This window comes from Pseudomonas sp. W2Aug9, from assembly GCF_023127755.1.
Classification (GTDB): Bacteria; Pseudomonadota; Gammaproteobacteria; order Pseudomonadales; family Pseudomonadaceae; genus Aquipseudomonas; species Aquipseudomonas synxantha_A.
On record NZ_SPKL01000010.1, the window covers coordinates 351521 to 365118 of the forward strand.

A 13598-nucleotide genomic window follows, 5' to 3' on the forward strand; every position below is an offset into this window, starting at 1 on the left:
AGGGTGTATGCCTTCAAGTATTTTGCATCCGAGCAGGATCATCTACTGTCAGAGTTGACAGTGCGGGGCTGTTTTCAGACAGGGGCCATCAGCAAAACCCGGCACGGCTTGGCCTGATACGCGTTGATCTGCGGCACCAACCGTTTGAAGTGCTCGGTCTGGCAGTGCGCATCCAGCGCCGCCTGATCAGGCCATTGTTCGATAAAGATAAAATGCCCTGGGTCTTTTTGATCGACAAACAGATCGTAGGCAACGCACAGCGGTTCCTGGCGGGTTTTTTCCACCAGTTCGGCGTACCACGGGCGCACGGTTTCCAGGTGCTCGGGCTTGATAAAGTCTTCAGCGATGACTTTCAACATGGTAGGCGTCCTTCAGGCAGCAGCGGTTTCATGGGGCTCAAAACTGTCTGCTCGCGCCATCTGCCACATGCGCGAATAGAACTCGCCGTTCACGTCTCCCGTGAGCAATTCGCCGGGCTTCAAGAACACATGCAGCTGCGAGAACAGTTTGATCTCTGTTGCCGACATGCGTCGCACCAAGTGCTTGGCCGACAACTGCGACGGATGATCCAGGCCCGCGGCGGCAAGCATTTCGGCCAGGGCGTGCAGCGTGTTGCGGTGGAAGTTGAACACACGCTGGGCCTTGTCCGGCACGACCAAGGCACGTTGGCGCAGTGGGTCTTGCGTGGCCACGCCGGTCGGGCATTTGTTGGTGTGGCATGACTGGGACTGGATGCAGCCAATGGCGAACATGAAGCCACGTGCCGAGTTGGCCCAGTCGGCGCCGATGGCCAGGACGCTGGCGATATCGAACGCACTGACAATCTTGCCGCTGGCGCCGAGTTTGATTTTGTCGCGCAGGTTCAGGCCCACCAGGGTGTTGTGCACAAACAGCAAACCCTCACGCAGCGGCACGCCGATATGGTCGGTGAACTCCACGGGGGCTGCGCCGGTGCCACCTTCCTTGCCATCGACCACGATAAAGTCGGGGAGGATGCCGGTTTCGAGCATGGCCTTGGCGATGCCCATGAATTCCCACGGGTGGCCCAGACAGAACTTGAAACCCACGGGTTTGCCGCCGGACAGTTCACGCAATTGGGCGATGAAGTGCATCAGTTCGATGGGCGTGGAAAACGCACTGTGGCGTGACGGCGAGATGCAGTCTTCGCCCATCATGATGCCGCGGGTGTCGGCGATTTCCTGGGTGACCTTGTGCTTGGGCAGGATCCCGCCATGGCCGGGCTTGGCACCCTGGCTCATCTTGATTTCAATCATGCGCACTTGCGGGTTTTGCGCCTGCGTGGCGAAGCGCTCCGGGTCGAAACGGCCGTCGCTGGTGCGGCAGCCGAAGTAGCCGCTGCCCAGTTCCCAGGTCAGGTCGCCACCGTTTTCACGGTGGTAGGGGCTGATGCTGCCTTCACCGGTGTCGTGGGCAAAGTTGCCGAGCTTGGCGCCTTGGTTGAGCGCGCGAATCGCGTTGGCGCTCAACGAGCCGAAGCTCATGGCCGAGATGTTGAACACCGACGCCGAGTACGGTTGTGTGCACTGCGGGCCGCCGACCATTACGCGAAATGCGCTGGGGTCGCTCAACGGTGCCGGGCGCATGGAGTGGCCGATAAATTCGAAGCCCGACTGGTATACATCGATCAAGGTGCCGAAGGGCTTGTCTGCGGTTTCGTTCTTGGCGCGCGAATACACCAGCGAACGCTGGGCCCGAGAGAAGGGCAGGGCGTCGCTGTCGGATTCGAGCAGGTATTGGCGGATTTCCGGGCGGATGCCTTCCACCAGGTAACGGATATTGCCCAGGATCGGGTAGTTGCGGCGCACCGCGTGGGGGCTTTGCAGCAGGTCGAAAATGCCGATCAGGCTGAGGATGCCGGTGACCAGAGTAATGGGCCACAACCATTCGTGTTCGATAAAGGGCAGGCTGGCGAGGGTGAAAATGACGCACACAGCAAAGAAGGCGTAGCGGCTTAACAAGGACAGGCTCATACGGTTTCCTTGGGTTCGGACTCTTCAGGTCGATCACCCATTCTGCACCTCTGGATTAAGCACGGACAAGGATTGATCGCTCAGTCGCGTATTTGTGCGTCTATGTATCAGTCCAGACAAAAAAAGCTATCAGCCTCATAGAGGAACTTATGACTGCCCAATCACCATTCATCGAATGTAAGACTAAGGACGCTGTTACTCAGAAGGAATGTATAACAACAGAGCAAGAGACTTACCTATGTCTATATCGATATCGGCATCGAACAATACTCATCATGCCTCGATTTACATCCCGATCATTCCCAACTGGGATAAAAGCCAATTAACCGGCTCCCAACGAGAGCAAGTCGCCCAAGAACATCAACGAATGGAAGGTATCGAGAAACCTGAGCGGAATGTGAGTCGCAAGCCGGAAATCTCCACTGGCCGTCCACCGGGTGATACCCGCACTGCGGACGAAATCATCAACGACAATCCGATCCTCAAAAACCTCGGCCATCAAAAAGATATTAATCGTCCATTGGCTTACAAACTTCTGGGTGATTGGACGAGCAACAATAAAGACCCTGAGTCACGAGCGGATGCCGCATTCAACGCTGCGCGGGTGCTTAACTATATCGATACGTCTTTATCGACTACAGGCGAACACCGAGGCAAAGCCCATGACAATGGCGACCTTGAAGGCATCACCCGTAGCGGTGATGCGCGGCACGGCACGCCGGCAGGCATGTGGAAGGACTTTACGGAGCAAGGTTATTCAGCCCTACGGCACCATCACCGCTTGGACAGTACCAACGACCGCCATGTCACCCAGGGCGGCGCCAACAAAGATAACCTGCAGCATGTTTCCGGTAAGATCGGCAAGAGAACCTGGTTTATCCCGGGGCTGAGCAATATTCTCCTGGGCATCAGCGACTCAAATGCGGGGTTGGCGGAGGCTGTGAAGGGGGCCAAGAAGGGGTTCGATAAAACTCGGGCTGATGGTTTTGACCAGGCACTTTTCAGTGCTGCGAGGGGGAATTTGGTGGGGGTCGTTCAAGGCTATGTCAACGCAGTGAAGCACAACGAAGCCACGCCTGATTTGGTTAAGTCAAAACTCGGGGCGACCGGCAGTTGAGTCGGATTGGTTTGAACCGATGAGCTCAATCATGGATTAGCTCGATTTCCTGGAAAGGGACCTCCAGGAAACGGCTAGAACTTTTCCTGCTGGTATTATTGCAATCGGTTCTCGTTTGCAGGTGTTTTTAGTGTTACTGTATAACATGTCTAATGCACCCAAACGCCCCGGAGGCCTTATGAAAGCTGGTATCCACCCCGACTACCGCACCGTACTGTTCCACGACACCGCCGCCGACGTGTACTTCCTCATCGGTTCCACTGCCGACAGCGACCGCACCCACACACACAGCGACGGCAACACCTATCCCTATATCCCGTTGGATGTTTCAAGTGCTTCGCACCCGGTCTACACCGGCCAACAGCGCAAGACCCAAGCCGAAGGCCGCATTGCCGGCTTCAACAAGCGCTTTGCCTCGTTTGGGTCGACCCCGAAAGCCGACGCGTGAGGATGATTCGGCGGCGTGCCCTACGCCGCCTTCTGGCGAATCGGCAACACCACGCGAAATGTCGTGCCCCTGCCCAGTTCGCTGCTGACGGAGATATCCCCGCCGTGTTTCTTGATGATGCCGTAGGACAGTGACAATCCCAGTCCAGTCCCTTCGCCCACAGGCTTGGTGGTAAAGAACGGGTCGAAAATCTTCTGTAAGCTTTCAGGGGCAATTCCGCAGCCGTTATCGGCCACTTCCAGCCAGATATTCTCGCCTTCCACGCCGTTGCTGATGGTAATGGTGCCACGCTGGGGCCCCATGGCCTGGGCCGCATTGATCACCAGGTTCATCACTACCTGATTGAGCTGCGAGGCCAGGCATTCGATGTCCGGCAGGGGCGTGTAGTGCTTGACCACGTCGGCCTTGTACTTGAGTTCGCTGGCGACGATGTTCAGGGTCGAATCGATGCCTTGCTGCAGGTCAGCCAGTTGCCAGGTCTGGTCGTTATCCACGCGTGAGAAGTTCTTCAGGTCTTTGACGATCTGCACGACACGGCCAATCCCTTCCTTGGATTCGCGGATCAGGATCGGTATGTCTTCCTTGAGGAAATCCAGTTCCAGGTCGGTGCGCAAAACCTTTAGCTGATCCCGCTGTTCTGGCGCCGCGAGGTGTTCCTCGCTGCGTTGATAGGCGTCGAGCATCTGTTGCAGCTGCGTGAAGTAGCTGTCGAGCGTGCTGAGGTTGGAGGAAATAAACCCCACCGGGTTGTTGATTTCATGGGCGACGCCGGCGGCGAGCTGCCCAAGGGAGGCGAGCTTTTCCGACTGCACCAGTTGGCTTTCCAGATGCTTGCGCTCGTTGATTTCCAATTGCAGCGCCTGGGTGCGTTCTTCAACCAGTTGTTCCAGCAGAGATGTTTGCAGCGACGCACGCCGGGCCATGTCCCATTTATTAGCCAGGGTATTGGCCATCTGTTGCACTTCAATATTGTCGAACGGTTTTTTCAGGATCAGCAAACGGTCATGGGCCTGCAGGCGCAACAGCAGGTCTTCCCAGGAGTAATCCGAGTACGCGGTGCATACCACCACTTGCAACTCGGGTGCGACCTGCCATAACGCCTCGATCGTCTTCGCGCCGTCCCAGCCTTGGGGCATGCGCATATCAACGAACGCCAGTGCATAAGGACGCTGCTGCGCCATGGCGCTGGTGAGCAAGCCCAGACCCTCCTCGCCGCCATAGGCCGAATGCAGTTCGAACGCCTGGGCCTGGGGCTTGGCCGCGTCACCAAACAGTGCCGACTCCATGTCATCCAGCGCCTGGTTGGGCGCAGTATCCGGCATCAGGATCTTGCGAAAATCCTCATGAATGGACGGTGTGTCATCGATCAGCAGGACGCGCCGGTTGGGAGGTTGGTTCATGAGCTGCTTCCGGCAAGGGTCAGGGGAATGGTCAAGGTGAATACCGCGCCGAGGCCCGGCCCGTCGCTGTGAGCACTGAGCTGGCCGTGCATTTGCACCGCGGCCAGGGCGCAGCTGTGCAGGCCGAAGCCATGGCCTTCTTTGCGCGTGGTAAAACCATGGGTGAAGATCCGTGTCATGTTCTCGGGGGGTATGCCTTCGCCATCGTCCTTCACACTGATCTTCAAGGTATCTTCACCCTGGGCCTCGACCTTCAGCGTGATTTGCCGTGGCCTCTCGGAAAGGTTGGACATGGCGTACTTGGCGTTGCTGATCAGGTTGACCATGATCAGCAGCAGGCGATGCTTGTCGCCGAGGATCTGCGGTACCTGTGCGTATTCCTTGACCACAGTGACGTGGTGACGGCTCAGCGCGCCGGCGTTCATGCGCAGGGCATCGTCCATCAAGGCGCCGATATTGATCGGCTCCAGCAATGTGGCGGCGCCGGCATAGGATTGCTGGGTCGAGACGATGTCCTTGATGTGATCGATGCTTTTGCTCAGTTGCGCCAGCTCATCGCTCATGCCCTGTTGCTCCACGGCGATCGCTTCCACCAGTTGGTTGAGGTAGCCGGGCAGCAATTTGCCCTTTGCATCTTCGGTGAGAAAGGTGCCCAGGTCGCCCTGGTGTGCGTTGATCAATTGCATCGCTTTGCCCAGGCCCAGCGCTTTGCTGCCGCGCAGTTTACGGCTGACCAGCTCGGCAGAAATATTCACGCTGTTGAGCACGTTGCCGACGTTGTGCAGCACGTTGGTGGCGATCTCTGCCATGCCTGCCTGGCGGGCGCTGTCCAGCAGTTCGCTCTGGGCATCCTTGAGTTGTTGGGTGCGCCGTTCTACCCGTTGCTCCAGGGTTTCGTTGGCCGATTGCAAGGCGCGATTGACGCGGTTGATCTCGGCGAAACTGCGCAGCAGACGCACCGCCAGGTAGAGCAACAGCACCACCAGCAGCGTCGAGAAGATCAGCAGGTAGCGATGATATTGATGGTCAACGAGGTCCGCGGTCTGCTGGTCCTGATTGAGGTGGGTGGTCAGGTCATCGAGGCGCTCGGCCACCGGCACGGCGGCAATGCGTTCGAGGAGGCTGTTGACCAGCGGCTGCTCGCGCAGGATCAGCGAAATATGGTTGCTGAGGATATCCACCGGCGCCTGGAACTCACTGGGCAGGCTCTGTTTGTTGATCGCCAGTTTGCCCAGGCCCACCAGGATATCGGCGGCGCGTTCATCGCTGGTGACCTGGGCAAACTCCAGGCTGCTGAGCAGCAGGTCGTAAGTGTCGGTGGCCACGCCTTGCAGTTGCAGCCGGCCTTGATCGTCAATCTGGTTGAATTGGGCTTGAATGTCGTCTTCGGCGGTCGGCAAAAACGCCAGCGAGTTGCGCAACACGGCGTTGTGGGACTTGAACTGATCCACCAGTCGGGCTTTTTCCTGGATGGCGGCCACATACGCTGCCTGGCTGGCTTGCCAACTCGGCAGGTCGGCAGGGTTGTGGTAGGTGTCGCGGCCTTGTAGTTCAGACCAGATACGGGTCATGTCCGAGAGGGGCGTGACCAGCGGATCGTAGTTGTGGGTAATCGCGATCCGGGCCTTGAGCACTTCACTGTCCCATTGGGCATTGAGTTGCTGAAGCTGTCGGATCAGGTCCCGGGACTGGGTATAAGTGGCTGTTTGGTCGCGGGAAGATTTGAGGTACAAAAACACCAGTGTAGAGGCCAATAACAAGGCTATCAGGCCCAGCAGCATCTGGCTGGCACGACGGCGCGAGAAACGTCTCATAGCGGCTTGCCCGCCCATTCGCCGGTCAAGGTTCTGAGAAACTGGATAATCAGCTCCTTGTCTTCCTGAGAAGGATTGCGCCCCAACTGATACTTGAACATCACGTCAACCGCCTCTTCAAGCGTCTTGGCCGAGGCGTCGTGGAAGTAAGGTGCGGTGACGGCCACATTGCGCAGGCTGGGCACCTTGAACACGTGGCGGTCCTCTTCATCGCCGGTCAGCAGGTAGCGGCCCAGGTCCGATTCGACCGGGTTGCCTCGTGCCTTGAAGTAATCGTCCATCACGCCGAATTTCTGCAACATATTGCCGCCGATATTCACGCCCTGATGGCAGGCAATACAGCCGTACTCCTTGAAACGCTGGTAGCCGTATTTTTCCTTGATCGTCAGTATCTCGGTGTTGCCCAGCAGGTACTGGTCGAACCGCGAGTTGGGCGTCAGCAGCGTGCGCTCGTAACTCGCCAGCGCATCCTGCACGTTGGCGGCACTGACGCCATCGGCATACACCTGCGCGAAGGCGCGCTGGTAATCAGGGTAGGCGGACAGGTTGTATTCCACAGCTTTCCAGTCGCTGCCCATTTCCACCGGGCTGATGACCGCGTGCTCGATCTGCGCTTGAAGGGTGTCGACCCGGCCATTCCAGAACTGCTTGAAGTTCAGGCTGGCGTTGAACACGGTGGGCGTATTGAGTGGCACCGGCTTGCCATCCAGGCCAAGGGAGAAAGGTTTGTTGTCGGCGCCGCCGGTTTCCAGGTGATGGCAGCTGGCGCAGGACAAGCTGTTATTGGCCGATAAGCGCGGATCATTGAACAGCCGACGGCCCAGCTCAACCTTGGCCGGATCCTGTAGGGGAACACTCGGCAACGGCTTTAGGGCTTCGTCCAGCGGTGCGGCCGCGAGTACTGCGCCGGTGCACAGGCCCAACGCGAGCACAAGGCTGAATCGGGTAGTTGAAACGTTGCTCAAGCGAGCACTCCTTGCAGGCCTAGGGCTATGGATGGGGCATCAGTGTCGCGCAACCCACTTGCAGCAACTGCACGAAATCCTTGGGGGGCAAGGCCTTGCTGAAGAGAAAACCCTGGCCCTCTTCACACTTGTGGGCCTTGAGGAAATTGAGTTGCTCGACGGTTTCCACGCCTTCGGCAATGATGTTCAGCTCCAGGCTCTTGCCCATGCCGATGATAGCGCTGATCAGTTGTTCGTCCTGGTTATTTACGCTGAGGCCGCGCACGAAGGACTGGTCTATTTTCAGCACATCGATGGGAAAGCGCCGCAGGTAGCTCAGACTCGAATAGCCGGTGCCGAAATCGTCCAGCGCCAGACGCACGCCCATGGCCTTGATTCTGCGCAGGGTGTCTACGGTCTCGTCGACATTCTGCATCAGTACGCTTTCGGTGATTTCCAGCTCCAGCTGGGCAGGCGGCAGGCCGGTTTGCTTGAGGATGGCGGCCAGGTTGTCGACGAAGTCCCGTTGGCGAAAGTCGATCGCCGAGATGTTCACCGACATGCGCAGCGGCGCCAGGCCCAGATCCCGCCAGGCTTGGGCTTGCTCGCAGGCCTGGCGCAACACCCACTGGGTCAGGCGCACGATCAGCCCGCTGTCTTCGGCCACCGGAATGAACTGCGCCGGGCTGATCCAGCCTGACTGCGGTTCAAACCAGCGGGTCAACGCCTCGGCGCCGACGATCCGCCCGGACGCCAGATCCAGCTTGGGTTGGTAATGCAGGACGAACTCATGGCGTTCCAGGGCCTGGCGCATCGCGCTCTCCAGGTTTTGCTGGTGCTGGGCGCGGCGGTTCATGTCTTCGGTGTAAAAGCTGAAGTCGTTGGGGCCACGTTCCTTGCTGGTGCGCATGGCGGTTTCGGCGTGCTTGATCAGTTGCACCGCATTGGTACTGTCATTGGGGTAAATGCTGATACCCAGGCTTGCGGTGACGTTCAGGTCGTGCCCCGCAATATGACGCGTTGCGCTGACGGCGCTGAGCAGTTTTTGCGCAATGTGTTGGGTTTGCTGAGGGTGCTGGATATCGTTGAGCAGGATCACGAACTCATCGGCTCCGTAGCGAAACGTTGAATCCGAAGCGCGTACCGTCGCCACCAGGCTGCGACTGACGTGCTGCAGCACTTCATCGCCCACCGGATAGCCAAGGGCGTTGTTGATGCGTTTGAAGCGGTCCAGCCCGATAAACATCACCGCCAGTTGCGAGTCATGCCGCCGGCCCAGGGCGATGGCCTGGGTCAGCCGGTCGCCGAGTAACGTGCTGTTGGGCAACTCGGTGAGGGCATCGTATTGCAACAGGTGCGAGACCTTGAGCAGTTCCTGCACGCGTTCTTCAATGATGCGTTCCAGGCCGAGCACCTTGTGGGCCACGTCCTGGGCCAGTTGCCATTTCCAGGTCAGTGCGCTGGCCATCTGGCGGATTTCCAAGGGGTCGAAAGGTTTTTTCAGGATCAGCAACTGATCGCTGTATTTCAGTCGCGCTTCGATGGCCTCAAAGGAATAGTCGGAGTAGGCGGTGCACAGGGCGATTTGCAGGTTGGGGTCGACGTTCCATAGCTGTTCGATGGTTTGCAGCCCGTCCCAGCCGGGCGGCATGCGCATGTCGATAAACACCATGGCGTAGGGGGCGTTGTCCGCCAGCGCCTTGTTCACCAGCGCCAGCGCTTCCTGACCCTGGTAGGCGGAATCCAGCTCGAACGCTTGGCGCAACGGTGCAGTGGTACCGAACAGGGTCGACTCCAGGGTGTCGAGGGAGGGCTTGCCGTCTTCATCGGCGCAGAGGATCTTGCGAAAGTCCTGATGGATCGAGGCGGTGTCATCGACGATGAGGATGCGACGGTTGGCCCGTTCACCTTGGGTGTTCATGGCGCGTCTGGCCTAGGCAAAAGATTTGATTGCATAGCGATTCCTTCCCTGGCTGGACTGCGTAGCTCGGTGCCAACTGGCAGTGACAGCATAGTCGAACTCCTTGATATCGACGGCCACTTGGCGTCAAATCAACAGCGCTGTGCGCCGGGAGCCGGTACGGCACGCCCCCGCGTCAATCTAGCTTAACTTCGTTCAATTTGAAGGCAGAGTCACCATGGATGAACAACTCGCTACGAAGTCTGCCGTTTTGCTGGTTGACGATGAGGAATCGATCCTCAATAGCCTGCGCCGCTTGCTGCGCGGCCAGCCTTACGAGGTGTTATTGGCCACCAGCGGCACCCAGGCGCTGGAGATCATGGCCAGTCGGCCCGTGGATTTGGTGATGAGCGATGCGCGTATGCCCGGTATGGACGGGGCCACGCTTCTGGCGCAGGTTCACCGCCTGTATCCCGCCACCGGCCGCATCCTGCTCACCGGTTACGCAGACCATGACACCATCATCAAGGCAATCAATGATGGGCAGATCCACCGCTACATCAGCAAGCCCTGGAATGACGCAGAGCTGATACTGGTGCTGCAGCAGTGCCTCGAACACCAGCGGCTCCAACGCCTGACCCGCGAGCAGAACGAGCAGCTCAAAGCGCTCAACGCCACCCTGGAAAAACGCGTGACCGCGCGCACCGCCGAGTTGCAGCAGACCGCCGATATGCTCGACCTGGCCTATGACGAGCTCAAGCGCAGCTACGTGACCGGCACTGAAGTGTTTTCGCTGTTGGCCAACCTGCGCTTGCCCAAGAACAAGCAGACCAACCGCGCGTTGATCGAGCTGATCCGCGTGTGCTGCGCCGCCCAGTCCCTGGACGAAGCCAGCACCCGCGACCTGACCATGGCCGCCGCGCTGTACAACATCGGCAAGCTGAGCTGGAGCGACAGCATGATGGTGTCGCCGGCGGACAAGCTGCACAGCACCGACCGCGCGCAGTATCGCGAGTACCCGACGCAAAGCGAATCACTGTTGATGACCCTGGAGCCGATGAAGGATGCAGCGCGGATCATTCGTCATCATCAGGAACGGTGGGACGGCTCGGGGTTTCCCGACCACCTCAAGGGCGAGGCCATTCCGGCGGGGGCGCGGTTGTTGAAGCTGGCGGTGGATTTCATCGAGCTGCAAAAGGGCTTGATCCTGGAGCGGCACCTGAACAGCGACGAAGCGCTGCTGTATATCCGCAAATACGCCGGGCGTTTGTATGACCCGACGCTGGTGGAAGACTTTGTGCTGGCCTGCGCGACTTTCCTCAGTGACGTGACCCTGGGCGACCCCACGGTCAAAGTCCTCACTACCCGCGAACTTGAAGCCGGGATGGTGCTGGCCCGCAACCTCAATGCCGACAACGGCATGTTGCTGCTCAACGCCGGCAAGGTGTTGAACCTGCCGCTGGTAGACAAGCTGATTGCCTTCGAAGCCATGGAGGGTGCCAAATACAGCATATTCATCAAACAACCGGACGAGACCTCGATTCCTTCATGAGCCATTCAACTATCCGCATCGCCGCCGCCGTCCTGATCGATAAAGACGGCCAAACCCTGCTGGTACGCAAGCGCGGCACCCGGGCCTTCATGCAGCCTGGCGGCAAGATCGACGCTGACGAAACCCCGCTCCAGGCGTTGGCTCGTGAGCTGCACGAAGAGCTGAACCTGCACATCAATCCGCAAGAAGCCGTGTACCTCGGCCAATTCTCGAGCCGGGCCGCAAACGAGCCGGGTTTTATGGTGCAGGCCGATATGTACCAGCTGCATATCGACGTGGCGGTCGAACCGGCGGCTGAAATAGAAGAAATATGCTGGATCGACCCCATGGGCGACGGTGGCCTGGAGTTGGCGCCGCTGACGCGTGAGTTCATCCTGCCGCATTATCGTGCTTCCTTGCTCAGCGCATGATGATTCGCCCGCTGCAGGCTAGCGATGCCCTGGCGTATCGGGCGTTGATGCTTGAGGCTTATGGCGCTTATCCCCAGGCGTTTACCTCCAGTGTTGCCGAGCGCGCCGCGATGCCCCTCAGCTGGTGGGAAAAACGCGTGAGCAGCGCGCTGGATCACCTGCTTGGCGCATTCGAGGGCGACCAATTGGCGGGTATCGTCGGCCTGGCGTTCGAACCGCGGGAGAAGGCGTGGCACAAGGCGACATTATTCGGCATGTATGTGAGCGCGGCTTATCAACAGCGAGGCTTGGGCCGGCAACTGGTAGAGGCCGCGCTGGAGGAGGCCCGTAGGCACCCGCGGCTGGAGCTGATCCAACTGACTGTCACTGCCGGGAATGAGGCAGCGTTTGCGCTGTACCAGCGTTGCGGCTTCATTCAGTACGGCTTGGAGCCGTTGGCGGTGCGGGTAGGTGAGGAGTATTTCGACAAGATCCACATGTGGCGTGAGTTAAAAGATCAGTGATATCCAATGTGGGAGGGGCGGTGCGACGGTTCGACTTGCCCCCGATGGCGGCCTCAGGGTTGGTTGGGATGCTGGATCAGACTGAGTACATATCCGTTATTTGGGTAACGGCTGCTATTGGTTCCGCTTTTACAGCGGGTCACTTTTGGAAAAGAGCCCGGAATGCCGGCCCAGCCAAAAGTAACCAAAAGGGCTCTTGCCCCACCACTCGGCACCTCGCTTAGGCTCGGTGTGCCCGTAATCCGCCATGGATTTGGGGGGCCGCCGCCACGCGCCATCCATGGCGCGGGGCGGCTAAACCGGCATCCCTGCCGGTTTACCCCCCAAATCCATGTCGGATTACGGCCAGCGTGGTTTGACGGGGCGCTTAAGATCAAGATCAAAAGCAGATCAAAAGCAGATCAGGATCAAGAGCGGCTCGCTTCGCATCGTGGTTACCGTTGGCGGCTGCGAAGTCGCTTAACGCACTGCGCTGACCCCATCCAGGGTGGAAAACGACGTGTCCTTGGCCGTCAGCAAGAAGTCGCGCATGTACGGCGCATCCAGCATGTCCGCCCGAATGCCCGCGTACAGCGTGGCGAACAGACCTTTCTCGCCCAGGCGCTTGGCCTTCACATACCCGCGTGAGCTGTACTCATGCAGCGCCCAATGGGGCATACCGCAGACGCCTCGGCCGCTGGCCACCAGTTGCATCATCATCACCGTCAGCTCCGAGGTGCGTACCAGGGCGGGTTCCACGTCGGCCGGTTCCAGGAAGCGGGTGAAGATGTCCAGGCGGTCTCTTTCCACCGGGTAGGTGATCAGGGTTTCCGTCAGTAGATCTTCCGGCACGATGTATGACTTGTTCGCCAGCGGGTGCTGGTTGGCCACGGCCAACATGGCTTCGTAGGTGAACAGCGGCACATAGGTGATACCCGGCAGCTCCAGCGGGTCGGAAGTCACCACCAGGTCCAGGTCGCCACGGGCCAGGGCCGGCAGGGGGGCGAAGGCAAAGCCGGAGGCCAGGTCGAGCTCGACCTCCGGCCACGCATCGCGGAACTGGTCGATAGTCGGCATCAGCCACTGGAAGCAGCTGTGGCATTCGATGGCCATGTGCAGGCGCCCGGCGGTGCCGCCTGCCAGCCGTGCGATGTCGCGTTCGGCGCCACGCAGCAAGGGCAGGGTGGCGTCCGCCAGTTGCAGCAGACGCAGTCCTGCGCTGGTGAAGCGCACAGGCTTGGTCTTGCGCGCGAACAGCGGCATGCCCAGGCGCTCTTCCAGTTCCTTGAACTGGTGGGACAAGGCGGACTGTGTCAGGTGCAGGCGCTCGGCTGCCTCTACCAGGCTGTCGGCTTCACGCAGGGCATGCAGTGTTTTTAGATGACGGATTTCCAGCACTGTCGCCTCCATGAATAGTATTTGCGCACAATGATAATTCATTGAAAGCTCTTCATGTTGGCCGCCCACCTATTGGGCTTACTTCAGCGCCTGGAAGTGCATTCTGGCGAAGGGCTTTTCGATAGACCCACGCCAGATTTTA

The 13598-nt window shown here is 59.1% G+C and carries 12 protein-coding genes; 5 read left to right on the forward strand and 7 right to left on the reverse strand.

The window, feature by feature from the left end; genetic code table 11:
• Positions 1-74: 74 nt before the first annotated feature.
• Both E3O56_RS08420 and E3O56_RS08425 read right to left on the reverse strand, forming a co-directional pair.
• Positions 75-359 (reverse strand): putative quinol monooxygenase, encoded by a 285-nt coding sequence (locus E3O56_RS08420; RefSeq protein ID WP_032877566.1) that lies wholly within the window; start codon positions 357-359, stop codon positions 75-77.
• 12 nt (positions 360-371) lie between these two features.
• Positions 372-1991 (reverse strand): FMN-binding glutamate synthase family protein, encoded by a 1620-nt coding sequence (locus tag E3O56_RS08425; protein ID WP_078820385.1) that lies wholly within the window; start codon positions 1989-1991, stop codon positions 372-374.
• Positions 1992-2229: 238 nt separating this feature from the next.
• On the opposite strand from E3O56_RS08425, the gene E3O56_RS08430 reads away from it, so the two are divergent.
• Positions 2230-3108 (forward strand): hypothetical protein, encoded by an 879-nt coding sequence (locus E3O56_RS08430; protein WP_228309388.1) that lies wholly within the window; start codon positions 2230-2232, stop codon positions 3106-3108.
• A 178-nt stretch (positions 3109-3286) separates the two neighbouring features.
• On the forward strand, positions 3287-3556 hold the full coding sequence (locus E3O56_RS08435; protein ID WP_078820386.1) for a type B 50S ribosomal protein L31: 270 nt from the start codon (positions 3287-3289) through the stop codon (positions 3554-3556).
• Between the two features lie 20 nt (positions 3557-3576).
• Here E3O56_RS08435 and E3O56_RS08440 read toward each other — a convergent pair whose 3' ends face one another.
• Genes E3O56_RS08440 through E3O56_RS08455 form a run of 4 tightly spaced genes read right to left on the reverse strand, consistent with a single transcriptional unit; the run spans position 3577 to position 9635 of the window.
• Positions 3577-4956 (reverse strand): ATP-binding protein, encoded by a 1380-nt coding sequence (locus tag E3O56_RS08440; RefSeq protein ID WP_032877560.1) that lies wholly within the window; start codon positions 4954-4956, stop codon positions 3577-3579.
• A complete protein-coding gene (locus E3O56_RS08445; RefSeq protein WP_032881082.1) occupies positions 4953-6770 on the reverse strand; it encodes a DAHL domain-containing protein in 1818 nt (605 codons plus the stop codon). The genes E3O56_RS08440 and E3O56_RS08445 overlap by 4 nt, the downstream gene beginning before the upstream one ends.
• Entirely contained in the window at positions 6767-7702 is a 936-nt protein-coding gene (locus tag E3O56_RS08450) for a cytochrome c peroxidase (protein WP_228309894.1), read from the reverse strand. Before E3O56_RS08450 ends, E3O56_RS08445 begins: the two co-directional genes overlap by 4 nt.
• Before the next feature lie 58 nt (positions 7703-7760).
• Positions 7761-9635 (reverse strand): GGDEF and EAL domain-containing protein, encoded by a 1875-nt coding sequence (locus E3O56_RS08455; protein WP_032877557.1) that lies wholly within the window; start codon positions 9633-9635, stop codon positions 7761-7763.
• Between the two features lie 217 nt (positions 9636-9852).
• On the opposite strand from E3O56_RS08455, the gene E3O56_RS08460 reads away from it, so the two are divergent.
• Genes E3O56_RS08460 through E3O56_RS08470 form a run of 3 tightly spaced genes read left to right on the forward strand, consistent with a single transcriptional unit; the run spans position 9853 to position 12079 of the window.
• Positions 9853-11166, forward strand: coding sequence for an HD domain-containing phosphohydrolase (locus tag E3O56_RS08460; RefSeq protein ID WP_248128093.1), 1314 nt, complete (start codon positions 9853-9855; stop codon positions 11164-11166).
• A complete protein-coding gene (locus tag E3O56_RS08465) occupies positions 11163-11576 on the forward strand; it encodes an NUDIX domain-containing protein (protein ID WP_005785212.1) in 414 nt (137 codons plus the stop codon). The genes E3O56_RS08460 and E3O56_RS08465 overlap by 4 nt, the downstream gene beginning before the upstream one ends.
• Complete coding sequence (locus E3O56_RS08470; protein ID WP_032877554.1) at positions 11573-12079, forward strand: GNAT family N-acetyltransferase; 507 nt, start codon at positions 11573-11575, stop codon at positions 12077-12079. Before E3O56_RS08465 ends, E3O56_RS08470 begins: the two co-directional genes overlap by 4 nt.
• A 459-nt stretch (positions 12080-12538) precedes the next feature.
• Here E3O56_RS08470 and metR read toward each other — a convergent pair whose 3' ends face one another.
• Positions 12539-13456, reverse strand: a complete 918-nt coding sequence (metR, locus tag E3O56_RS08475; protein ID WP_005785216.1) for a transcriptional regulator MetR — start codon at positions 13454-13456, stop codon at positions 12539-12541.
• Positions 13457-13598 lie beyond the last annotated feature (142 nt).